Source organism: Streptomyces sp. NPDC053426 (genome assembly GCF_055585405.1).
In genome coordinates, this window is sequence record NZ_JBVJKE010000009.1 from 62446 (window position 1) to 83779 (window position 21334).

At 73.0% G+C, this 21334-nt stretch carries 21 protein-coding genes; 10 read left to right on the plus strand and 11 right to left on the minus strand.

The window, feature by feature from the left end:
* Positions 1-232 precede the first annotated feature (232 nt).
* Complete coding sequence (locus tag ACZ62B_RS19540) at positions 233-1366, minus strand: maleylpyruvate isomerase N-terminal domain-containing protein (protein WP_344555251.1); 1134 nt, start codon at positions 1364-1366, stop codon at positions 233-235.
* Entirely contained in the window at positions 1363-1941 is a 579-nt protein-coding gene (locus ACZ62B_RS19545) for a sigma factor (protein WP_344555249.1), read from the minus strand. Before ACZ62B_RS19545 ends, ACZ62B_RS19540 begins: the two co-directional genes overlap by 4 nt.
* A gap of 368 nt (positions 1942-2309) precedes the next feature.
* Here ACZ62B_RS19545 and ACZ62B_RS19550 point away from each other — a divergent pair, with 368 nt between their 5' ends.
* The 3 genes from ACZ62B_RS19550 (at position 2310) to ACZ62B_RS19560 (ending at position 4312) form a co-directional block, all read left to right on the plus strand.
* A complete protein-coding gene (locus ACZ62B_RS19550; protein ID WP_344555248.1) occupies positions 2310-2690 on the plus strand; it encodes an STAS domain-containing protein in 381 nt (126 codons plus the stop codon).
* A 148-nt stretch (positions 2691-2838) separates the two neighbouring features.
* Positions 2839-3351, plus strand: a complete 513-nt coding sequence (locus ACZ62B_RS19555) for an EF-hand domain-containing protein (protein ID WP_344555246.1) — start codon at positions 2839-2841, stop codon at positions 3349-3351.
* Between the two features lie 520 nt (positions 3352-3871).
* Positions 3872-4312, plus strand: a complete 441-nt coding sequence (locus tag ACZ62B_RS19560; RefSeq protein ID WP_468881108.1) for an ATP-binding protein — start codon at positions 3872-3874, stop codon at positions 4310-4312.
* A gap of 596 nt (positions 4313-4908) precedes the next feature.
* Here the strand turns inward: ACZ62B_RS19560 and ACZ62B_RS19565 are convergent.
* Positions 4909-5928: a GlxA family transcriptional regulator gene (locus ACZ62B_RS19565; protein WP_344555243.1), complete on the minus strand. Its 1020-nt coding sequence runs from the start codon at positions 5926-5928 to the stop codon at positions 4909-4911.
* A 71-nt stretch (positions 5929-5999) separates the two neighbouring features.
* Between ACZ62B_RS19565 and ACZ62B_RS19570 the strand changes: the two genes are divergently transcribed.
* A complete protein-coding gene (locus tag ACZ62B_RS19570) occupies positions 6000-7316 on the plus strand; it encodes an MFS transporter (RefSeq protein WP_468719227.1) in 1317 nt (438 codons plus the stop codon).
* A gap of 168 nt (positions 7317-7484) precedes the next feature.
* Here ACZ62B_RS19570 and ACZ62B_RS19575 read toward each other — a convergent pair whose 3' ends face one another.
* Positions 7485-8690, minus strand: coding sequence for a flavin-containing monooxygenase (locus ACZ62B_RS19575; protein WP_469691349.1), 1206 nt, complete (start codon positions 8688-8690; stop codon positions 7485-7487).
* A gap of 102 nt (positions 8691-8792) precedes the next feature.
* Between ACZ62B_RS19575 and ACZ62B_RS19580 the strand changes: the two genes are divergently transcribed.
* Positions 8793-9410: a GNAT family N-acetyltransferase gene (locus ACZ62B_RS19580; protein WP_344555238.1), complete on the plus strand. Its 618-nt coding sequence runs from the start codon at positions 8793-8795 to the stop codon at positions 9408-9410.
* Between the two features lie 210 nt (positions 9411-9620).
* Here ACZ62B_RS19580 and ACZ62B_RS19585 read toward each other — a convergent pair whose 3' ends face one another.
* The 3 genes from ACZ62B_RS19585 to ACZ62B_RS19595 form a co-directional block, all read right to left on the minus strand.
* The gene (locus tag ACZ62B_RS19585; RefSeq protein WP_468719226.1) at positions 9621-10289 is read right to left on the minus strand and encodes a pyridoxine/pyridoxamine 5'-phosphate oxidase; all 669 of its coding nucleotides are present in this window, start codon (positions 10287-10289) and stop codon (positions 9621-9623) included.
* A 27-nt stretch (positions 10290-10316) separates the two neighbouring features.
* The gene (locus ACZ62B_RS19590; RefSeq protein WP_344555234.1) at positions 10317-10742 is read right to left on the minus strand and encodes a pyridoxamine 5'-phosphate oxidase family protein; all 426 of its coding nucleotides are present in this window, start codon (positions 10740-10742) and stop codon (positions 10317-10319) included.
* A gap of 239 nt (positions 10743-10981) precedes the next feature.
* Entirely contained in the window at positions 10982-11617 is a 636-nt protein-coding gene (locus tag ACZ62B_RS19595) for a TetR family transcriptional regulator (protein WP_344555348.1), read from the minus strand.
* A 134-nt stretch (positions 11618-11751) separates the two neighbouring features.
* Between ACZ62B_RS19595 and kbpA the strand changes: the two genes are divergently transcribed.
* From kbpA to ACZ62B_RS19610, 3 genes are all read left to right on the plus strand, one after another.
* A complete protein-coding gene (gene kbpA, locus ACZ62B_RS19600) occupies positions 11752-12489 on the plus strand; it encodes an AfsK-binding protein KbpA (protein WP_344555232.1) in 738 nt (245 codons plus the stop codon).
* Positions 12490-12695: 206 nt separating this feature from the next.
* Positions 12696-15074, plus strand: a complete 2379-nt coding sequence (gene afsK / locus ACZ62B_RS19605) for a protein serine/threonine kinase AfsK (RefSeq protein ID WP_469691360.1) — start codon at positions 12696-12698, stop codon at positions 15072-15074.
* A 172-nt stretch (positions 15075-15246) separates the two neighbouring features.
* Positions 15247-15765: a hypothetical protein gene (locus ACZ62B_RS19610; protein WP_469691362.1), complete on the plus strand. Its 519-nt coding sequence runs from the start codon at positions 15247-15249 to the stop codon at positions 15763-15765.
* A 63-nt stretch (positions 15766-15828) separates the two neighbouring features.
* Here the strand turns inward: ACZ62B_RS19610 and ACZ62B_RS19615 are convergent, their stop codons facing one another.
* The 4 genes from ACZ62B_RS19615 to ACZ62B_RS19630 all read right to left on the minus strand — a co-directional run bounded on the left by ACZ62B_RS19615 (position 15829) and on the right by ACZ62B_RS19630 (position 20034).
* Complete coding sequence (locus tag ACZ62B_RS19615; RefSeq protein ID WP_469691364.1) at positions 15829-15975, minus strand: hypothetical protein; 147 nt, start codon at positions 15973-15975, stop codon at positions 15829-15831.
* A 182-nt stretch (positions 15976-16157) separates the two neighbouring features.
* Positions 16158-16340 carry a regulatory protein AfsS gene (gene afsS / locus ACZ62B_RS19620; RefSeq protein WP_469691368.1) on the minus strand — a complete coding sequence of 61 codons (183 nt, stop codon included), beginning with the start codon at positions 16338-16340 and terminating at the stop codon, positions 16158-16160.
* Positions 16341-16555: 215 nt separating this feature from the next.
* On the minus strand, positions 16556-19513 hold the full coding sequence (gene afsR, locus ACZ62B_RS19625; protein WP_469691371.1) for an SARP-family global regulator AfsR: 2958 nt from the start codon (positions 19511-19513) through the stop codon (positions 16556-16558).
* Between the two features lie 125 nt (positions 19514-19638).
* Positions 19639-20034 carry a nitroreductase/quinone reductase family protein gene (locus ACZ62B_RS19630; RefSeq protein ID WP_073934494.1) on the minus strand — a complete coding sequence of 132 codons (396 nt, stop codon included), beginning with the start codon at positions 20032-20034 and terminating at the stop codon, positions 19639-19641.
* Positions 20035-20139: 105 nt separating this feature from the next.
* Between ACZ62B_RS19630 and ACZ62B_RS19635 the strand changes: the two genes are divergently transcribed.
* Entirely contained in the window at positions 20140-20346 is a 207-nt protein-coding gene (locus tag ACZ62B_RS19635) for a hypothetical protein (RefSeq protein WP_468881131.1), read from the plus strand.
* 104 nt (positions 20347-20450) lie between these two features.
* The gene (locus tag ACZ62B_RS19640; RefSeq protein ID WP_344555219.1) at positions 20451-21311 is read left to right on the plus strand and encodes an LLM class F420-dependent oxidoreductase; all 861 of its coding nucleotides are present in this window, start codon (positions 20451-20453) and stop codon (positions 21309-21311) included.
* Positions 21312-21334: the final 23 nt, after the last annotated feature.

Below are 21334 nucleotides of genomic sequence, written 5' to 3' on the forward strand. Positions count from 1 at the left end.
GCGGTGTGCAGGGGGTTGTTCGCGCAGTTCCCCGCGCCCCTGGAGGGGGGGCGATCTCGCCGTCTCCCCGCGCGGGTGGTCTGTGGCTGGTCGCGCCCGCGCGGCGGAGCCGTATGTCGATACAGTCCCGCGCCTCTGTAGGTACGTGCAGTGGACGTACCTACAGGGGCGCGGGGAACTGCGCGACCAGCCCCCACACACCCGCAGCCGCCGACGAAACGGAATCCCGCCCCTACATCCGGCTCATGCTCGCCGCCGCGAACAGCACGTCCCTGATCGCCTCGCGGTCGCCGACCTGCCCCACCGCGGCCTCTCGCGGCGGGACGTGTCCCGCCGCGAGCCTGCAGAACTCCGCCCCGTCCAGCGCGACATGCGCCACCTCGTGCTCGGCCGACCCCTTCGCCGCCGGAGAGTCCAGCGGGATCAGCCACTCGCCTCCGCCGGACCCCTCGATCTCCAGCCGCAGGCTGCGCCCCGGCTCCCCGGCGGCGACCAGGTGCCGCTCCACGGGGGAGGCCAGCCCGTGCAGCCGGCGGTGTTCGAGGACGGCCGGCAGCATCCGTGCGGCCAGGTCGACGATGCGGTGCAGATGCCGCCCGGAGGGCGGGTCGTACGGGTAGTCCACCGCCTCGGCGATGTCCTCCGCGTGCACCCAGCACTCGAAGGCCCGGTCCAGCATCGCGTCGTGCAGCGGCAGTTCGTAGTCGCCGTACGACACCGGCAGCCGCCCGGTGCCGTCGTCCGTGAAGGACACCGTCCGCACGAGGTCGTGGCTCTGCTTCCGCCAGGGCGCCCGCACCGCCCGGGTGGGCGGGAAGCGGGCGGCCCGCCAGTACGCCTCGGTGCGGTCCGACGGGGTGGGCCGGGCGGCCGTGGCGTCGCCGAGCGGGTCGTCGAGGCCGAGGGCGACCGCGACCAGCCCGTCGACCGCCAGCAGGTGCGCGATGACCCCGGCGACGGTGGTACGGCGGCTGCTCGCCTCGTCGGACTCGTACCAGCGCAGCCGCACCGGCGCGTGCCACTCGGAGTCGCCGAAGTCCTGGAGCAGCGCGTCCAGCCGCGCGGTCTCGGCGTCGTACGCGGCGGCCCACTCCGGCACGGGGACGCGGGGCGGGCGCCGTTCCAGACAGGCCTCCAGGACGCGGGTGCGCAGGCCGGGGTCCAGGTCCAGGCTCTCGGGCCGCTGGAGCAGGCCGACCGCCTCGCGCAGCCGCAGCGCCTCGTCCGCGCAGGGCCCGCAGGCGCCGAGGTGCTCCTCGACGGCGTCCGCCTCCGCCTGCGCGCAGGCGGCCAGCGCCCAGGCACCCAGCAGCGACTTCAGCACGTGGTGTTCCAGCACGAGCGGTCCGGCCCGGTGCTCGCTCACGCGGCGCCCCCGATTCCGGGCGGGGCGCCCGGGGCCCCGGTGTCGTGCGCGGTGGCCAGCAACTGCAGGCCGAGGCGGAGCCGGCGGCGGGCCTCGTCGTCGGTGACGCCCAGGTCGGCGGCGGTCTGGCGGTAGTCCCGGCGCTGGAAGTACGCCAGCTCCAGGGCGGCCCGCAGGGGTGCCGGCATGGACTGGACGATGTAGTCGGCGCGGGCCGCCACCGAGGCGTGCCGCACCGTGCGCTCCAGGTCCTCCGTGGTGCCGGGGCCGCCGCGGGCGAGCGCCGCGGTCTCCGTGGTGCGCAGCCGCCGTACGGCCAGCAGGCTGGTCAGCTCGGCGAGCCAGGTGCGCAGGGGTTCCCGCGCGGGGTCGTAGGAGTCCGGGTGTTCCCAGACGTGGGCGAAGACGTCACGGGTGACGGCGTCGGCGTGTTCGTCGCCGACGACGCGGTGGGCGAGGCCGTGCACGAGCGAGGCGAACCGGTCGTAGAGCTCACCGAGCGCCGCCGCCTCCCCGCGTGCGAGCCGCTGCTGCATCCTGCGGTCCCAGCGGGGCGGTACGTCCGTTGTCGGCATGCGGCCCCTCACCCCCTGTTCCTTCCCGGTCCCGGGTCGGTCGGTGCCCGGTTCCGGTGTGGCCTGCGACCCCAAGAATGTAGTCGGCGCGCAGGAGGGCGCACGCCCCTTTATGGCAATGTGCGCCCCTGGAGGAGCCGCGGGTGGTAAGGGGCCGCCCGCCCACGTCGGACACCGTCCGGGCCGCACCTGCCCACCTCCGCACCGATCGGAACCGATCGAATCAGATCGAAGGCGACTAAAATAAGCCCTTTCTGTTCGGTATCCGTTTCTCGGCTCGCGTTTCAGGGAACGGCCGGTGGGCAGCCGCGCTGCGAGGAAGCGTAGGGACTTCTTCCGTTTCGGTGGGCGATCGGCGAGCGAGGGGCGTGGTGGTGACCTTCAAAGTGACCGACGGGGAGCACGGCGAGTGGACCGTGCTCCGGGTCTCGGGCGAACTGGACCTGGTGACGTCCCCGGTGCTGCGCCAGCGGGTGCACGACGTGGTGGCCGAGGGCAGGCACAGCCTCGTCCTCGACCTCTCCGAGGTGTGGTTCTGCGACTCCAGCGGGGTCGGCGTGCTCATAGCCTCCCGCCGGCTGCTCCGCTCCTGCCGGGGCAGCCTGCGGCTGATCCTCCCCGCGCGGGGGGCCGCCGACGGCAGTCACGTCAACAAGGTGCTCGGCGCCCTCGGGGTCCGCCGGCTCTTCGAGATCCACCCGGACGTCCCCTCCGCGGTCGACGAGGACTCCCGCCCGCTGTCGGCGTGACGCCCCGCGCGGGCGCTCGCACGTGTCACACGCTTGTCCCGTTATTCCCCCGGTCTTGGTCCAGGCGTCGTTTTCCGGCTCCCCGGCGGTCCTCCACCACGTACGCTCCCAGCGAGACGACCCACTGACCTAAGGCGGCCTGAGAGACATGGTCACCAGCGAGTACGAGCGCAGGATCGCGGCCCGCTTCGCGGGCTTCGACCAGGACGGCAACGGCTACATCGACCGCGAGGACTTCAGCGGAGCGGCCAAGGCGCTGCTCGCCGAGTTCGACGTCGCGGCCCGCTCCGACCGGGGCCAGGCCCTGTACATCGGCGCGGAGGCGTTCTGGCAGGGCATGGCGGGGATCGCGGACCGCGACGGCGACCAGCGCATCACGCGCGAGGAGTTCGTGAACGGCGCGGTCAAGCGGTTGCGGGACAACCCGGACCGGTTCGCCGAGATCGCCCGCCCCTTCCTGCACGCGGCGCTCGCCGTCGCCGGCACCGGCGGGGACGGCACGGCCGGCGTCGAGGACACCGCGCGGGTCCTCAAGGTGCTCGGCGTCCCCGAGGACCTCGCCCGTACGGCCGCCGCCGCGCTGGACTCGGACGGCGACGGCAGGATCGGCGAGGAGGAGATCGTCCGGTCCTTCGCCCGCTACTTCACCGTCCCCGAGTAGCTCCGGCGGCCGCGGTGGCCCTGGCGGCCCCGGTGGAACCCCTCCGCGCGGATGTCACGGATCGTGGCATTTTCATGATCACGGAGGGTTGATACCGGCTTGTGTCCTGTGCGGCACTCGTCACGGCCCGGAGTCGGACGTCCGCTCCGGTACCTTGTGTGGGATGCGAGTGGTCCCGCGTACGCACCGCGCCGGAGTCGCCCCCGAGGCGACTCCGTACCGGCCGGTGCCTGCGACTTCCCGCCGGGTGGCCAGGCGAAACGCCGGCGCCCGTTCGACTTCCCGCGGCGAGCGTCGCACAGTATGCCGTACGTGTACTCCTTCGCGCTGGAATATGCCCGAAGCGCTTGTTGGGGTGACTGTACGTCAACCAAGCTGTCCCACAAGGGATTCACGTTCCGTGACCCCTGTCCCGGCCGTTGTTCTGGCCATGCAGAAAATGGCTACGATCGTGGCCCTCGTGAGGCGCGAGTCCAAGTGTCCGCCGGTTCGGATGGTGTGAGCGGTGCAGGTGCTTCAAGTGCAGCTGGAGATCCGGCCCGACCCCGCTGAGGTGGGACGGGCCCGTCGGTGGGCCCGTTCGCGGCTGGCCGGTTCGGGCATAGGGGCCGACGAACCGCTCGCCGAGACCCTGATCCTGCTCGTCTCGGAGCTCGTCACCAACGCCGTGGTGCACACCGGCCGTCCGGCCGTGCTGCGGCTCTCCCTGCCGGGGGAGGACGCCGGGGAGGCCACCGTCCGCCTGGAGGTGACCGACCGCAGCGAGCGGGCGCCGGTGCCGCGCTGTGTGGACGGCGAGGCGACGGGCGGGCGCGGGCTCGCGCTGGTGGACGGGCTGGCGGATCGGTGGGGGTGGAGTGCGGAGGGGGCCGGCAAGCGGATCTGGTGCGAGTTGGATCGCTGCGGCCAGGTCTCCGACGGGGCGCCGGCGTGTGGTGGGTTGGCTTACGAAGCGGTGTAGTGCACGCGGGGCGCGTGTTGTGTGGGCGCGCAAGAGCTCGGGGTGCCGGGTCGTGTGGCGGGTGCGGGTCGGTTGTGGTTGATCGCGCAGTTCCCCGCGCCCCTTTCTTTGCGCAGTTCCCCGCGCCCCTTGGGGAGTTGTCCGTGCCCTTTTGGTGCGGTTCCCTGCGCTTCTGAATGCGCGGCCCCGCCCCCCTGCAGGGGTGCGGGGCACAGGTGCACGGTGGGTCGGTCGGGCGGGTGGGGGTGTGGTGGGGTGCGCCGGGTGTGCTTCCGTGCGCGGTGCCGGTCGACAGGGCATATGCCCCAAGCGGGTCATTGTCGCCCGAATCGGTGTTGACGTGCCGTGACCGTTTGATCACTCTGTTCGTCAGCGATTCGCCGCGAGGGGACGGCGAGGGCTCGACGACGGGAGCCCTCGACGAGTGTGGGTCGTGATTCGGCGTCGGTTCCCTCAGGGCCGGGGGGAACCCGGGCGGGAGCGCCGAAGCCGAAGAGCGGTGCGGCGCCGCCGTGCTCGGGGCGGACGGCGCCGCACCGCCACCGCCGGCCGGGTCCCCGGTTCTCCACAGCCTGTGGGCGACCTCCCGCCCGCCCTCAGGCGGACGCGGCCGTGCCGGCCCGGAAGGTCCGCCGGTACGCCGTCGGCGTCACCCCCAGCGCCGCCTGGAGGTGCTGCCGCATCGACTGGGCCGTGCCGAAACCGGCGTCGCGGGCCACCTGGTCCACGGACAGGTCGGTGGACTCCAGCAGATGCCGGGCCCGCTCCACCCGCTGCCGGGTCAGCCACTGCCCCGGACTGACACCGGACTCCTCCCGGAAGCGGCGCGTGAAGGTGCGTACCGACATCGCCTCCCGCGCGGCCATGTCGCGCAACTGGATCGGCTCGTGCAGCCGGCCCAGCGCCCACGCGCGGGCACCGCTCGTGGAGGACTGCTGCGGATCGGGCACCGGCCGCTCGATGTACTGCGCCTGCCCGCCGTCCCGGTGCGGCGGTACGACCGTACGGCGGGCCACCTCGTTGGCCACGACGGTGCCGTGGTCGCGTCGCACGATGTGCAGGCACAGGTCGATCCCGGCCGCGACGCCCGCCGACGTCAGAATGTCTCCGTCATCGACGAACAAAACGTCCGGGTCGACCTCGATCCGCGGGAACAGCCGCTGGAGGCGCTCGGAGTCGGCCCAGTGGGTGGTGGCGGGCCGGCCGTCGAGATACCCGGCGGCGGCCAGGACGTACACGCCGGTGCAGATGGAGGCGAGCCGGGTGCCGGGGCGGATGCGGGCGAGGGCGGCGGCCAGTTCGTCGGTCAGCTCGCCCCGCTCGAACACCGGGCCGAGCTCGTAGGACGCCGGGACGATCACCGTGTCGGCGGTGGCCAGGGCCTCGGGGCCGTGGGCGACGTGGATGGCGAAGTCGGCGTCGGTCTCCACCGGCCCGGGCGGCCGGACCGAGCAGGTGATCACCTCGTACAGGCGCCGCCCCCGCCCGTCCTTCGGGCGGCCGAAGATGCGGTGCGGGATGCCCAGTTCGAAGGGGAGCAGCCCGTCGAGGGCGAGGACGACGACGCGGTGGGGCCGGAAGTCGGCGGATGCTGGGGAGGGCTCGACCGGATCCATGGCCCGATCCTAACGAATGCTGTCCTTCGGGCCACTCGTTGCGGCGGGCCCGATCCCGGAAGCTCTATGGCGTGACCCAGACAAGCGAGACAGCCGCCGTCGTGGAGCCGCCCGCGAGCGGCCCGAAGCCGACCCGCACCCGCGTGCACCGCGCGTGGTTCGTCGCCGCCGTCACCTTCGTGACGATCATCGGTGCCGCCGCCTTCCGTTCCGTACCGGGCCTGTTCATCGACCCGCTGCACGAGGAGTTCGGCTGGTCGCGCGGGACCATCGGCGCGGCGGTCTCCGTGAACCTCGCGCTGTACGGCCTCACCGCGCCGTTCGCGGCGGCGCTGATGGACCGCTACGGCATCCGGAAGGTGGTCGCGGTCGCCCTCAGCGTGATCGCGCTCGGCTCGGGCCTGACGGTGTGGATGACGGCGCCCTGGCAACTGCTGCTGTGCTGGGGCCTGCTGGTGGGGCTCGGCTCCGGTTCCATGGCGCTGGCCTTCGCCGCGACCGTCACCAACCGCTGGTTCACCGAGCGCCGGGGCCTGGTCACCGGCATCCTCACCGCCGCGTCCGCCTCCGGGCAGCTGATCTTCCTGCCGCTGCTGTCCTGGATCGTCTCGCGGTACGAATGGCGGCCGGCGGCCGTCACCGTGGCGCTCGCCGCGCTGGCCGTCGTCCCGTTCGTCTGGCTGCTGCTGCACGACCATCCGGCCGACGTGGGGGTGAAGCCGTACGGGGCCAAGGAGTTCGTGCCGAAGCCGGAGCCCGTCCCGGGGGCTGCCCGGCGCGCGCTGACCGTACTGTTCTCGGCGGTGCGGACGGGGCCGTTCTGGTTGCTCGCCGGGACCTTCGCGATCTGCGGCGCCTCGACCAACGGGCTGATCCAGACCCACTTCGTGCCCGCGTCCCACGACCACGGTATGCCGATCACGACCGCGGCGTCCCTGCTGGCCGTCATCGGCGTCTTCGACGTCGTCGGGACGGTGGCGTCCGGATGGTTCACGGACCGCTTCGACGCGCGCCGGCTGCTCGCGGTGTACTACGCGCTGCGGGGGATCTCGCTGCTGTTCCTGCCGATCCTGCTGGCGCCGAGCGTGCATCCGCCGATGCTGTTCTTCATCGTCTTCTACGGGCTGGACTGGGTCGCCACCGTGCCGCCGACGCTCGCGCTGTGCCGTGAGCACTACGGCGAGGACAGTCCGATCGTGTTCGGGTGGGTGCTGGCCTCGCACCAGGTGGGCGCGGCCGTCGTCGCCTTCCTCGGGGGTGTCGCGCGGGACAGGTTCGGGTCGTACGACGTGGTCTGGATCGCGTCGGGGGCGTTGTGCGCGGCGGCGGCGCTGATGGCGCTGGTGATCCGGCGGCGGCCGGCTCCCCTCGCGACGGCGGTCGCCTGAGGGGTCGGGGCGGGGCGGGGGGTGTCGCGCAGCCCGGCGTTCGCGGGGTGCCTCCCCCACTCTCGGCTTCTCCCCCACTCTCGGCTTCGCTCGAGCGGGGGGACCCCCATCGCCCTGGGGGTACCTCCCAGGCCCTTTAGGCACTGGGGGAGGCACGACTGCCCGCAGCTAGGCGGGGAGTCGGGAGGCTCCCCCCGTGCGGGCCACCGCTCGGGCTATCCGCTGCGCGTCCAGCGCCAGTTCGCGAAGATTGCCGCTGATCGGATTGGTGAACCCCGTGAAGTAGAGGCCGGGCGCGCCGGCCGGGGTACGGCCGCCGTGGACGACCGGCCTGCCGCGGTCGTCGAGGACGCCGAGCCCGCCGACCAGCCCCTCCAGACCACGCTCGTACCCCGTGGCCGCCACGACCGCGTCCGGACCGACACGGTCACCGTCCGCCAGGACGACCTCGCCCTCCTCGAAACCCTCCACCGCGGCCACGACCTCCACCGCCCCCTTGCGCACGGCGTCGACGAGACCGACGTCCTGCACGGGGACGGCTCCCTCCCGCACCCGGCTGTAGAGCCCGGAGTCGGGACGCGGAAGCCCCCGGTCCGACAGGTCCGGCAGCGCCACCCTCGCCTGGACCCGGCACAGCCGGTCGACGAGGCCGACCGGCAGCCGGCGTACCAGGACACCCGAGTACTGCGCGGGCCAGCCCGCGGTCGAGCGGCGCACGATGTGCGGAGGGGTGCGCACCGCGAGGCGCACCCGGGAGGCGCCCCCCTCCACCAGGTCCACGGCGATCTCGGCACCCGTGTTGCCGACGCCCACGACCAGCACGTCCCGGCCGGCGAAGGGCTTCGCGTCGCGGTACTCGGACGCGTGCAGGAACTCGCCGGTGTACGTGTCCCGGCCGGGCCAGTCGGGGACGCGGGGCGTGTGGTTGAAGCCCGTCGCGACGACGACCGCCGCGCCGGTCAGTTCGCGGCCCCCGGTGGCGTGCAGCAGCCAGCCGGTGCCGTCGGGGGTGCGCTCGACCCGGGAGACCTCGACACCGGTGACGATCTCCAGGCGGTGGTGCTCGGCGTACTTCTCCAGGTACCGGACCACGTCGTCACGGGCCACCCACCGCCCGAACCGGCGCGGCATCGGCAGCCCGGGCAGTGCGGACAGGCGCCGGGTGGTGTGCAGGCGCAGCCGGTCGTAGTGGCGCCGCCAGGAGTCCCCCACGCGGCCGGAGCGCTCCAGGACGACGGCCCGCACCCCCCGGGCGCGCAGGGCGTACGCGACGGCGAGTCCGCCCGGGCCGCCGCCGATGACGTAGACGGGGCGGTCCGCCCGGTTCGGCGCGGTGGGCTGCGCGGACGTGGAGGAGTCGGAGGAGTCGGCCATGAGCGCGAGCGTAATCACGCCCCTGGTTGATGGGTATCGGTCAAGACCGGAATTGGTTGCGGATTGATCACGCGTGAGGGGATCGCGAGTTTGAATGTCCCCATGTCCTCCTCACGCGAGCACACCCCGCCCCGGTCACTTCCCGAACTGCGCGGCCACGGCCTGCGGCTGCGTCCCTGGGACCCGGGGTCCCGAGCCGATGCGGAGGCGTGGCTGCGGGGCCTCACGGACCCGGAGTTCCAGCGCTGGAACACTCCGATCCGGCCGGTCACCGATCTGGACGGTGCCCGGGAGTCGCTGCGCCGGGGCGCGCAGCGCGACGCGGACGGCACGGGGGCGTCCTTCCGGATAGCCGACGCCGGCAGCGGTACGGTCCTGGGGCACGTCGGCCTCGCCGACATCCATCCGGCGCTGCGGCGGGGCACGGCGGGCTACTGGGTGCTCCCCGAGGCGCGCGGCCGGGGCGTCGCCACCCGGGCGCTGCTGCTCACCGCCCGCTGGGCGCTCACCGGACTCGCCCTGCACCGGCTGGAGCTGGACCACGCCGTCGGGCACGAGGCGTCCTGCCGGGTCGCCGAGCGCTGCGGGTTCCGCCACGAGGGGACGATGCGCGGCGCGATCTTCGAGGCGGGCCGCCACGACGCCTTCCGCGACGCCCACCTGCACGCCCGCCTCGCGACCGACCCGGAACCCGCCTTCCCGACCACGGGGACTCCCTGACCCGGCCCTGGACTCTCCGCCGGTCCGGAGTCGTGCGTGCCGTCGTGACGCGTTCCGTGACACCTGCTTTGCGACCGGTCCGGAGCCCGTCGTTCACGGCGTCAGGGGCTGTCCGCCCCGGGTCTGGGTTCTCCGCCGGTGCGGAGAGTCGTGCGTGCCGTCGTGACGCGTTCCGTGACACCCGCCTCGCGACCGGCCCGGAGCCCGTTCTCACGGCCACAGCGATTCCCTGACCCAGTCCTCCTCCGCCCCGCGCCGGTAGCGGAGTCGTACGTGTCGTCGTCGGGGCTCGCCCTGGAAGAACTCCACCTCGTCCGCCCGCAGCCGGTACAGGGTCCAGGACGGGGCCGGGGTGTCCGGTGCGTGCCGTGCTCGTCGCCATGCCGCCTCCGAGGCTCGTGCGAGGTCCTCCGATGACCCGAGGACCTCGCTCTGCCTGCCGGTCAGCGCGGCCGCCAGCGCCCCGGTGGAGCGGGCGCGCAGGTCCGCCTGCGCCTCCTCGGGCGGGGCCGTCCCGACGGGGCCGCGTACCCGTACCTGGCGGCCCAGCACCGGCCAGTAGAAGGCCAGCGCGGCGTACGGGCGTGCGGCGAGGTGGCCGCCCTTGCGGCTGTGCGCGTGGGTGGCGAAGGACCAGCCGTCGTCGTCCGCGCCGTGCAGCATCACGATCCGTACGTCCGGCAGCCCCCGCGCGTCCGCCGTGGCCAGGGACATGGTGTGCGGCTCGGTCTGGCCGGCCGCCACGGCCTCGGCGAACCACCGGGTGAACAGCGGCAGCGGTTCGGCGGGCGCGGCGGCCGGGTCGAACGCCGGCAGGTCGGTGACCTGCGGGTCCCACACCCGCAGCGACCTCAGCAGTTCATGAAGATCGGGTTCCATGCACCGATTGTCGGGCGCCCGGCGGGCTCACACCGACCCGAGGTCCGACGACACCCACCGCTCGGGCCGCATCCGCACGACGACCTGCTCGCCGTGGTTCTTCCAGGAGAAGTCGACGTACTCCTCGACCTTGCCGGCCGGCAGATAGCGCGCGGAGATCTCCCGCAGCTGCTCGATCGTGGCCGGGGTGGTGTCGAGCACCGGCCCCTCGACCGAGACGTAGCGGATGGTGGGTTCGAGGCGGTCGACCATGAGGGAGAACCGCCCCGCCGCGCCGATCAGCAGGTTCTTGCGCGAATCCAGACCGGTCATGATCCATACGTCGCCGCCGGGCGCGTACTGGTACCAGATCGGCACGGTGAGCGGGGCGCGGCCGTCCCCCGCGTCGACCGCCAGCGCCGCGACGTGCGGCTCGGCCAGGAACTGTTCGCGCTCTTCGCGGGTCAGGGCCATTCCGGGTTCCTCCTGCGGCGTGTGCGTCGGACGTTCACTCGGTCGCTCGGGGCCGCTCGGGCCTGCGATCGGCTCACCGGGACACAACGCCGGGCGGACGGTGCCGTGTTCCCCGTTCCCCCGCGCCGCGCGGAAAGCGACGGGCGGCGGCCCACCGGAGTGAACCACCGCCCGTCTGACAGGACTTGCAGAACCGCGCACCGGTGTGGACCGCCGGGCGCCTACTTCAGCCGCTTCACCTATTTCGCAGGCTTCTTGCCGGTGACCCCCAGGTGCACCAACAGGGCCAGGTTCGGTTTGAGTTCCGCCTGCTTCACGCCCCAGGAGGAGAAACCTTTCTGATGGGAGGCGACGGCCGCGAGCATGGCCACCAGCGAGCCGGCGATCGCCGCGGGGTTCACGTCCTTGTCGATCCGCCCCTTGGCCTGCAGCTCGGCGACGGAGTCCGCCAGCGAGTTGTTCACGGAGTTCAGGATCTTCATACGGATCTTGTAGAAACGTTTATCCCCCTCGGCCGCACCGAGGTCCACGACCCGCAGGATCGCCTCGTTGTCCCGCCAGAACTCCAGGAAACCGTCGACGAGTTCCTGCGCCGTCTGCCAGCCGGCCTTCCCCGCCCAGGAGCGGCCCTCCAGCAGCTCGCTCAGCCCGGCGCTCTCGGCGGCCGTGCGCTCGGCGATCTCCAGGACGGCGCCCTCGACGTCCGGGAAGTACTGGTAGAAGGTCGCGGGCGAGGTGCCCGCCTTCCGTGCGACATCGATGACTTTGACGTCCCGGTAGGGGGAGGAGCTGAGCATCTCGCTGAGGCAGTCGAGCAGTTTCTGCCGGGTCGCCTGCCCACGCCGGCCGGCCACACGGCCGTCGACGGTACGCACTTGTCCTGTCATGCCGTCAGCTTACCGACGGGTGATCCGAGCGCGATTCGGCCGACTGCAAATGGGGTGTGCGGGTCCGTGGAAGCTGGTGTGCCTGGTCTGCGGCCCGCGGGCGACACGGTTACTTTGGCGGCATGGCCGAAAACAGGGCATCGGGGCACAGGGCGTCGGAGTACCCGGAGGGCACCCCCTGCTGGGTGGACGCGCAGCTTCCCGACGTGGAGGCGGGCAAGCGGTTCTACGGCGACCTCTTCGGCTGGACCTTCGAGGACCAGCCCCAGGGAACCGTGCGGGCGTCGAAGGACGGCGCCCCCGTCGCCTCCCTCGCGCACAAGACGGACGGCCGGCTGCCCACCGTGTGGACGGTGTCCTTCGCCACCCCGGACGCCGGGGCGCTGTGCCGGCGGATCCGCGCGGCCGGCGGACAGGTCGTCTCCCCGCCGGTGCCCTTCGGCGACCTGGGCGTCACCGCGCTCGTCACCGACTCCGAGGGGGCGGTGTTCTCCCTCTGGCAGGGCACCGGGACCCCCGGCTTCGGGCGCCGCCGCGAGCCGGGCACCTTCGCCTGGGTGCAGCTCTACACACGGGACACCCAGGCGGCCAACACCTTCTACGGCGGTCTCTTCCACGACGCCCTGTTCGGCCCGGACGCCGACCCCGACTTCGGCCGCGCGCCGGTCTCCGACGTCTTCCCCGCCGAGATGCCGCCGCACTTCCTCGTCCACTTCGCCGTCGAGGACCCCGGGGCCGCCATGGAGGAGGTGGTCCGGCTCGGCGGCCGGGTCCAGGTTCCGCCCTTCGAGACGTCCTACGGCACGGCGGCCGTGGTCACCGACAATCAGGGGGCGTCCTTCGCACTGCTGCACCGCTGAGTCACCGCACCACCGAACCGCCGAGCCGTTTCCACCCTCTGTGTCGTATGAAAACCTGGACACCCTATTTGTCGGTCGGTTCGCAACCGGGGGCGCGGACAGGAAGAATCGGGGTGCGTGCCGCCACGGCGGTGGGGTGGTGAGACGCTGCACTTCGATCGCGGGCACAGGTGGTGGCGCGATTCGTACGGGGAGGTGGCAGGCAAGTGGTGGATCAGCTGACGCAGCACGATCCGCGGCGTATCGGGCCGTTCGAGGTGCTGGGACGGCTGGGAGCCGGCGGCATGGGGCTGGTCTATCTCGCGCGCTCGGCGTCCGGGCGCCGGGTGGCGATCAAGACGGTCCGGACCGAACTGGCCGAGGACCAGCTGTTCCGGGTCCGCTTCACGCGCGAGGTCGAGGCGGCCCGCGCGGTCTCCGGTTTCTACACGGCGGCCGTCGTGGACGCCGACCCGCGCGCCGCCGTGCCGTGGCTGGCCACCGCGTACGTGCCCGCGCCCTCCCTCGAGGAGATAGTGAACGAGTGCGGGCCGCTCCCGGCGCAGGCGGTGCGCTGGCTCGCGGCGGGCGTCGCGGAGGCGCTCCAGTCGATCCACGGCGCCGGACTGGTCCACCGCGACCTGAAACCCTCCAACGTCCTCGTCGTCGAGGACGGCCCCCGGGTGATCGACTTCGGTATCGCCTCCGGCGTCTCCAACACCCGGCTGACGATGACGAACGTCGCCGTCGGCACCCCCGCCTACATGTCCCCGGAGCAGGCCAAGGACTCCCGCAGCGTCACCGGCGCGAGCGACGTGTTCTCGCTCGGCTCGATGCTGGTCTTCGCCGCCACGGGACATCCGCCGTTCCACGGCGCCAACCCGGTCGAGACCGTCTTCATGCTGCTGCGCGAGGGCCCCGACCTCGACGGCCTCCCGGACGAGCTGCGCCCGCTCATCGAGGCCTGCATGCAGATGGAGGCGACGGCCCGGCCCAACCCGGCCGACCTCCAGGCCCAGCTCGCCCCGCACCTCTTCGGCTCCGGCTCCGACGACAGCGGTACGGCGTCGGCGTGGCTGCCCGAGCGGGCGGTGAGCCTGATCGAGACGCGGCGCGGCGGCCGGACGACCGTCCGGCCCGCGCACGGAACCGGCCGCAGCGCCGGCGGCGGGGCCCGCCCCCACGTCCCTCCGCCGCCCCGGCACGACCCGGTCGTCCCGCCGCCGCCCCCGTCGATGCCCGCGCCGGTGGGCGCCCCCACGGGCGCCCCCGACACCGGTCCCGTACGGCTGGCGGGCGCGATGGTGCCCATCGGACCCGGCCCGCGCGTCGCCGACACGCGCGCGGCCGCCGTCAAGGCACCCCCGCCGGCCGCCGCCCTGGCCGCCACCTGGTCCAAGCCCCGCCCCGGCGTCAACGGCGCCGACCCGGCCGTACCGGCACCCGCCGCGCCCGCCGCGCCGCCGGACCAGCCCGGCGGCTGGCGTCCGTGGCGCTTCCGCATGTCCAACGACGTCTGGGGGACCCCCGCCGTCGACGGCGACCTCGTCTACGTCACCTCCTTCGAGGTGCACGCCCTCGACGTCGCCACCGGCCGGCGCCGCTTCAAGACCCGCGACGTCGCCTGGTCGATGGCGGTCGCCGACGGACGTATCCACGCCTCCGACGGACCCACCCTGTTCGCCCTCGACGCCCGCGAGGGCGGCGACCTGTGGCGGCTGTCCACGGACGCCTGGGTGTACTCCCTCAAGGCCGACCGCGGCACCGTCGTCACCGGCACGCGCGGCGGTGGCGTCCAGGCGTGGGAGGCGTCCACCGGCCAGAAGCTGTGGGAGATCAGCGGCTGCCAGACCGACTTCGAGTCCCCCGAGGCCGGCCCCGCCGTCCACGAGGGCACGGTCTACGTCTGGCAGGACGCCCGCCTGCGCGCCCTCGACGCCCGCACCGGCGACGAGCGCTGGTCGTACCCCATCGGCGACGCGGCCTCCTGCGGCGGCGTCCCGGTCCGGGTGACGCACGCCCCCGACGGCTACGCCTACGTCTGCGCCGGCACCCGCGTCCTCGCCCTGGAGGTCACCTCCGGCCACGTCCGCTGGCACTTCGAGGCCCCGGCGGTCTTCCTCGCCCCGCCCGCCTTCGTCCCCGGCCCGGCGGTCACCGGCGGCGGCCTCTACCTCGCCGACTACCTCGGCACGGTCTACGCCCTCGACGCCACCGACGGCCGAGACCGCTGGCGCATCGCCACCGAGTCCCGCGCCTCCGTCGACCCGGTCCTGGTCGCCGCCGGCCACGTCCACGTGGGCAGCGGCAAGGGCCTGTACACGCTGGACGCGGTCACCGGCACGCCCAAGTGGCGCTTCCAGTCCGGCGGCGAGATCGTGGGCGCGCCCGCGGTCGCGGAGGGCCGCATCCACTTCGGCTCCAGCGACCACCTGCTCTACACCCTGAAGGCCGACGACGGCCGCCTGAGGTGGAAGCTGGCGACCGGCGGCGAGATCACCGGCTCCCCGGTGGTCCGGGACGGCGTGGTGTACGCGTGCAGCAAGGACCGCTGCGTGTACGCGCTGGACGCGGAGAAGGGGACGGGGACGGCGCGGACGGCGTGAACCCCGCTCCTGCGGACGGCCGTCGTACCGGGTGCACGGAAGGGTTGTCGGACGGCGGCCGTCGCTGCGGGGAGCGGCGGCCCGCCGCTCCCACCGCAGACGCTACGCCGGGTACGCGACGGTCGCCAGGCGGTGACATGCTCGTGACACGTAGATCGATAGCCTGAGGGCCATGAATCCTCGGGGGAACACACTCAAGCTCACAGCGGTCTCGGCACTCGTCGTCCTCACCCTCACCGGTTTCTCGACCGGCCGCGGCCACGGCGGCGGCAGCGACGACGGGGGAGGCGGTTGCAGCAGCTCGAGCCAGGATCACGACTCGTCGTCGGGCTCGGGCGGCGGCTCGTACCGCGACCACGACGATGACGACGACACCTCGGGCAGCGGCGGGGACGGCGGCGGAAGCGCTTCCTCGTCCGAGCAGGGCGCCCTGGTGAACCTGGTGGACTGCGTCTCGGAGGAGACCCCGTACGCCACGGTCGAGGTCACCAACCAGAACACCGCGGACGGCGTCTTCACCGTCACCGTGAGGTTCGAGGACGAGACCGGCGCGGAGGTCCTCACCCGTTCCCAGGACGTCGCCGTACCCGGGACCGGGACGGTGCCGGTCCGGGTGGAGATCGGCGACACGGACGTGACCCGGATCACCACATGCGAACCCGACACGATCGCCGAGCCGGCCGGTACGTAGATCACGGCCGCACGACGATGGGGCCGAGGTTTCCCTCGGCCCCATCGGTGGTTGGGCGGTGAGTCAGGGAGCGTGGCTGTCGAGCGGCACTGCGACGCTGTCCTGCGGGCTCACCGGGGCGTGGTGGTCGGCCAGCGCCGGGCTCGCGACGATCCCGGTGATGCCGAGGGCCAGGGCGATGGTGGCGAGAACCTTCTTGGTGCGGGTCACTGGGACTCCTGTCGCGGGAGAGCAGATCCGTACGGGGAGTGACATTAGGACGAGTGCAGCCAGTTGTTCGAGTGATTCGAACGGTTCGAGTCAAGGATTGACCAGAAACCCGTGCAGACGCACGTCGGCCGCGACGGCTCCCCCTCCGCGCCGCCGCGGCCGATCCCCGTGCGGGAAAAGGTCTACTTGCCGTCCAGGTCCAGGGCGGGCGGGGCGGGCATGGCGTTCTCCATCGTCGTGATGGTCTCCTTGGCCGGCCCGCTGGGCATGGCGTTCTCCAGCGTGGTGACCTCCGCCCCCTCTGCGGGCGGAGCCGGCATGGCGTTCTCCTGTGTGGTGACGTCCGCGTCCTTCTTGTCGCTCATGTGCTTTGTTCCTCTTCTGTAGTAACGAGGGAGGAACGCCCGTTCGGAAGCTTCCCCCGAAGGCTTCCGAACGGGCGTTTCGGAGCCGCACATTAGCCGGTTGCGTCTCCTGTCGAACCGTCTGCCCCCCGACGCGACGGTTGACGGGTAAGAGAATGCCGGGCGGGGATAAACGAATGCTGAACGCTCCGGTGGCACGGCAGGAGATGCGCTCGTCACGCCGCAGCGGCCGACGTGAGCAGGGCCCGTACCTCGGCCGCCTCCGCCGCGCCGTTCTGCTCGTAGAGGCTGAGCGCCTCGCGCCAGCAGGCCGTGGCCCGGTCCGCCTGCCCCAGCATGGACAACGCCCGCCCCAGGAGCGTCAGGACGTTGCCCCGCATCCGGTCGCCGCCGATGCAGCCCAGCGCGAGAGCCTGTTCGGCGTGCTGCGCTGCTGGTGCCGGGCGATGGGCGGCCAAGTGCACCTCGGCGATCCGGAAGTTGGTCGCTCCTTCCCAGAGCCGCTGTCGGTGATCGCTGAAGATGCAGAGGGCATCGGAGAACTGGCTCAGGGCCTCGGCGTGGCGGTCGGCCCTCGTCAGGGCGACACCCAGGGCGAAGTGGCCGTTCGCGAGGCGCACTGTCCGGCCGATCTCGGTGTGCACCGCGAGGCCGCGCTCAGCGATCTCGACCGCCATCGCGACGTTGTCCATGCCCAGGTGAGCACGGGAGAGGTTGCCCAGGCTGGTCGCTTCGCAGGGGCGGTTGTCGGCTGCCCGGAACCCCTCGATGGCCTGTTCGAAGAAGGGCTTGCCGTCCGCGAACCGGCCCTGGTGAAGGCAGAGCAGCCCGAGGCTGTTGGCCACCCAGCTAACGGCGGTGGCGTCCTGCACGGAGCCCGCCAGTCCCATGGCGATCCGGGCCTGCTCCTCCGCTTGCTGAACGCGGCCTGAGACCAGGAGGACATCGGAGAGCGCCGTCCGCGCCCTGCCCTCCGCGCGTGTGTCCGCCGCGGACTGTGTGGCGTCGCACATCGCCCGGGCGGTTGTCTCGTACTGGTGGGAATTGGCTCCTGACTCGGTCAAGTCCTTGGCCGCCAGGAGCAGATCGACGGCGCGTCGCAGCCTGGTACTGCCTGCGGCCTGTCGTACGCAGGACAGCAGTGCCGAGGCCTCGGTGTACAGCCAGTCGAGGGCTGCGGTCCCTTCGGTGAACCGCAGCCCCGGATACTCGGTCGCCTCCAAGTGGTCCACCAACCGGTCCCCCGGCCGTTCGATCGCGTACACCCCCGCCGCCGTCGCCAGATAGAAGTCCAGCAACCGCGACAGCGCAGCCCCCCGCTCGCTCGGCGGCTGCTCGTCCCTCTCCGCGCACGCACGCGCGTAGAGCCGCACCAGGTCGTGGAACCGGTACCGCCCCGGCGCCGCCGACTCCAGCAGGGACGTGTCCACCAGGGACTCCAGCAGGTCCTCCGTGTCCTCCACGGGCAGGTCCAGCACCGCCGCTGCCGCCGCGAGGGAGATGTCCGGGCCGTCCGCCAGGCCCAGCAGCCGGAACGCGCGGGCCTGGGCCGGCTCCAGCTGCCCGTAGCCCAGCTCGAAGGTGGCCTTGACCGCCAGGTCGCCCGCCTGGAGTTCGTCCAGGCGGCGGCGTTCGTCCGCGAGTTTCGCCGCCAGGACCGAGACCGTCCAGGTGCGCCTCGCCGCCAGGCGGGACGCCGCGATGCGGATCGCCAGCGGCAGGAAGCCGCACGCCGCCACCACGTCCAGGGCGGCCTCGCGCTCCGAGGCGACCCGCTCCTCGCCGACGATCTTCGTGAAGAGGGACAGCGCCTCGTCCGGTGACATCACGTCCAGGTCGATCAGGTGCGCCCCGGCCAGGCCCACCATCCGCACCCGCGACGTCACCAGCGCCGCGCAGCCCGCCGTCCCCGGCAGCAGGGGCCTGACCTGCGCCGCGTCACGCGCGTTGTCCAGCAGGACCAGCACCTTGCGGCCGTCCAGGACCGAGCGGTACAGCGCCGCCCGCTCCTCCAGCGAGTCCGGGATCGCCGAGTCCGCGGTGCCGAGGGCGCGCAGGAAGGAGCCCAGGACCGTCTCCGGCTCCGCGGAACGGGATCCCGCGCCCTGGAGGTCGGCGTACAACTGGCCGTCGGGGAAGGCCGACCGCGCGCCGTGCGCCACGTGCACCGCCAGCGTCGTCTTGCCGACGCCGCCGATGCCGGCCAGCGCCGACACCGCCATCACCCGGCCCTCCGCGCCGGACGCCGACGCCAGTACGTCGCCCAGCTCCCGTACGAAGGACGCGCGGCCCGTGAAGTCCGGCACCGTCGCCGGGAGCTGGGCCGGGCGGACGGGGGCCGTCACCGGTTCCGCCATGGGGGCCGAGGGTTCCGCGAGGCCCGGGTCGGCCTGGAGGATGCGTTGCTGGAGGTCCCGCAGGTCCGGGCGCGGGTCGACGCCGAGTTCGTCGGCGAGGAGGCGGCGGGTGTCCGCGTACACCGCGAGGGCCTCCGCCTGGCGGCCGCTGCGGTAGAGCGCCAGCATCAGCAGTTCCCGCAGCCGCTCCCGCAGCGGGTGCGCCGCCGTCAGGGCCGTCAGCTCCGAGACCGCCTCCGCGTGGCAGCCCTGCTCCAGGTCCATGTCGAGGCGGGACTCGAGCAGTTGGAGCCGCCATTCCTCCAGGCGGACCCGCTGGGCCTCCGCGTACGGGCCCGGCACCCCGGCCAGCGTCTCGCCGTCCCACAGGGACAGGGCCCGGCTCAGTACTTTCCGCGCGTGGCGCAGGTCCCCGGTGTTGCGGGACTTCTCCGCCTCCGCCGCCAGCTCCTGCGCCGCCGCGAGGTCCAGCGCGCCCTCGCCGAGCCCGCGCACCGCGTAGCCGCCGGACTCGCTGACCAGCACCCCGGGGTCCAGCACCTTCCGCAGCCGTGAGGCGTACGTACGCACCGCCGCCAGTGCCTGGGAGGGGGGTTCCTCGCCCCACAGGGCGTCGATCAGTTCGGCCGCCGTGGCCGTACGGCCCTCGCGCAGCAGCAGGGCGGCGAGCAGGGCACGTTGCTGGGGGCTGCCGGTGGCGACGGGCTCGCCGTCGCGCCAGGCGCGCACCGGGCCGAGCACGCCGAAGCGCAGCGCCCCGGGCTCCGTCGAGGAGCCGGGACGCCGCTGCTCCGGTCCTCGCGGCACACTGTCCATGCAGTCCCCCTATGCATCCTGAGCAACTACGCCAGTTTGCCTTGTTCATGGCAGATGCGTCAGCCGTGCGAGACGGCGATCACACGGGGAGCGGCGGGCCGTCACCGGGCCCACACGGTTCGTCCTCAGTCGTCCAGGTCCACCCGCACCGTCAGCAGCCCCGCCCCGAAGGCCCGCACGGCGGCGCTGTTGAAGCGGGGCAGGGTGCGCAGCCGGGCCAGGGGGTCGTCGTCGGGCAGGAGACGGGCGGTGCCGGTGTGCCAGCGGCCCCGGACGCGCACCCGTACCCGGGGGTCCGCCTGGATGTTGCGGACGTACTGCGACCGTTCGCCGAACTCCGACACCAGCCAGAACGAACCGCCGACCCGGCGCCCGCCCACCGGGGTCCGGCGGGGCAGGCCGGAGACGCGGCCCGTGGTCTCCAGCAGGGTCTGGAACGGCATCCGGCGCAGGACCGGATTCCCGATCCGGCGCTGGAACGCGGTGGCCGCCCGGTATTTGCGTTCGGCACGAGAAGTCATCGTGCCGTGAGCCTACCGGCGGCCGGGGAGGAGGGGACCGGTGCTGTGCGACCTTTGTACGGAGCGGCGAACCGCCGTGCGGGAGAAGGGAATCGGCAGCAGACCATGAGATTCGCCTGGTTCGTCTGGGTCGTCCGGCACATCAACGAGTTCGGTTTCAGCCATGGCCTCCTGAAAGGCGCGATCGGAACGGTCGCCGTGCTGCTCACGGCCGTGCTGCTCGGTTTCGCGCTGCGCCGCCACCGGCCGGCCGACCTGGCCGTCGGCGGTGTCACGGCGGTCGCGGGGATCGGCTGGCTGGCCTTCCACTGAGCGGAGGGAAGCGGAGCCGCGAGAGGGTTCCGACCGGTCGGTATGGACAGGGAGGGTGCGCACGGGTATTGATGGGTCAGCCGTCCGCGTACGAAAGGCCGCTCATGCGCATCGCCGTCACGATCTTCCTCACCGACGAGACGATCACCCCGGTCCGGCTCGCCCGTGAGCTGGAGCAGCGCGGGTTCGCCGGGCTGTATCTGCCGGAGCACACGCACATCCCCGTCGAGCGGACCAGCCCGTACCCGGCGGGCGGGGAGCTGCCGAGGGAGTACGGCCGCACCCTCGACCCCTTCGTCGCGCTCGGCCAGGCCGCCGCCGTCACCGAGCGGCTGGGGCTCGGCACCGGCATCACGCTCGCCGCGCAGCACGACCCGATCGACCTGGCCAAGCAGGTCGCGACCCTCGATCACCTCTCCGGGGGCCGGTTCACGCTCGGGCTCGGCTTCGGCTGGAACGTGGAGGAGGCCGCCGACCACGGCGTGCGGTGGCGCACCCGGCGTGAGCTGGTCCGGGACCGGATGGGGCTGATGCGGGCACTGTGGGCGGAGGAACCGACGGCGTACGAAGGGGAGTTCGGGAGCGTGCGGGCGAGCTTCGCGTACCCCAAGCCGGTGCGGAAGCCGCGCGGTCCGGTGATCGGGCCGCGCACGCTGGTCGGCGGGGCGGCGGGGCCGAAGCTGTTCGGGAACATCTGTGAGTACGCCGACGGCTGGCTGCCGATCGGCGGGCGGGGCCTGACGGAGGCGCTGCCCGTGCTCCGTACCGCCTGGGCCGACGCGGGCCGCGATCCCGGCGCCCTCCAGGTCGTGCCGTACGCCGTGCGTCCCAGCGCGGGCAAGCTGGCCCACTTCGCGGAGCTGGGCGTCGAGGAGGTCGTGGTGCAGCTTCCGCCGGAGGGGGAGGCGGGGGTGCTGCGGGCGCTGGACGCTTTCCAGACATTCGTGGACGGGGAAGGGGCCTGACGCGGACGGGCGAAGGTCCTGAT

Excerpts from the sequence above, each read along its gene's own strand:
- ACZ62B_RS19545 (WP_344555249.1), bottom strand. The coding sequence starts at position 1,941 with ATGCCGACAACGGACGTACCGCCCCGCTGGGACCGCAGGATGCAGCAG.
- ACZ62B_RS19555 (WP_344555246.1), top strand. The coding sequence starts at position 2,839 with ATGGTCACCAGCGAGTACGAGCGCAGGATCGCGGCCCGCTTCGCGGGC.
- ACZ62B_RS19565 (WP_344555243.1), bottom strand. The coding sequence starts at position 5,928 with ATGGATCCGGTCGAGCCCTCCCCAGCATCCGCCGACTTCCGGCCCCAC.
- ACZ62B_RS19575 (WP_469691349.1), bottom strand. The coding sequence starts at position 8,690 with ATGGCCGACTCCTCCGACTCCTCCACGTCCGCGCAGCCCACCGCGCCG.
- ACZ62B_RS19580 (WP_344555238.1), top strand. The coding sequence starts at position 8,793 with ATGTCCTCCTCACGCGAGCACACCCCGCCCCGGTCACTTCCCGAACTG.
- ACZ62B_RS19585 (WP_468719226.1), bottom strand. The coding sequence starts at position 10,289 with ATGGAACCCGATCTTCATGAACTGCTGAGGTCGCTGCGGGTGTGGGAC.
- ACZ62B_RS19590 (WP_344555234.1), bottom strand. The coding sequence starts at position 10,742 with ATGGCCCTGACCCGCGAAGAGCGCGAACAGTTCCTGGCCGAGCCGCAC.
- kbpA (WP_344555232.1), top strand. The coding sequence starts at position 11,752 with ATGGCCGAAAACAGGGCATCGGGGCACAGGGCGTCGGAGTACCCGGAG.
- ACZ62B_RS19610 (WP_469691362.1), top strand. The coding sequence starts at position 15,247 with ATGAATCCTCGGGGGAACACACTCAAGCTCACAGCGGTCTCGGCACTC.
- afsS (WP_469691368.1), bottom strand. The coding sequence starts at position 16,340 with ATGAGCGACAAGAAGGACGCGGACGTCACCACACAGGAGAACGCCATG.
- afsR (WP_469691371.1), bottom strand. The coding sequence starts at position 19,513 with ATGGACAGTGTGCCGCGAGGACCGGAGCAGCGGCGTCCCGGCTCCTCG.
- ACZ62B_RS19630 (WP_073934494.1), bottom strand. The coding sequence starts at position 20,034 with ATGACTTCTCGTGCCGAACGCAAATACCGGGCGGCCACCGCGTTCCAG.
- ACZ62B_RS19635 (WP_468881131.1), top strand. The coding sequence starts at position 20,140 with ATGAGATTCGCCTGGTTCGTCTGGGTCGTCCGGCACATCAACGAGTTC.
- ACZ62B_RS19640 (WP_344555219.1), top strand. The coding sequence starts at position 20,451 with ATGCGCATCGCCGTCACGATCTTCCTCACCGACGAGACGATCACCCCG.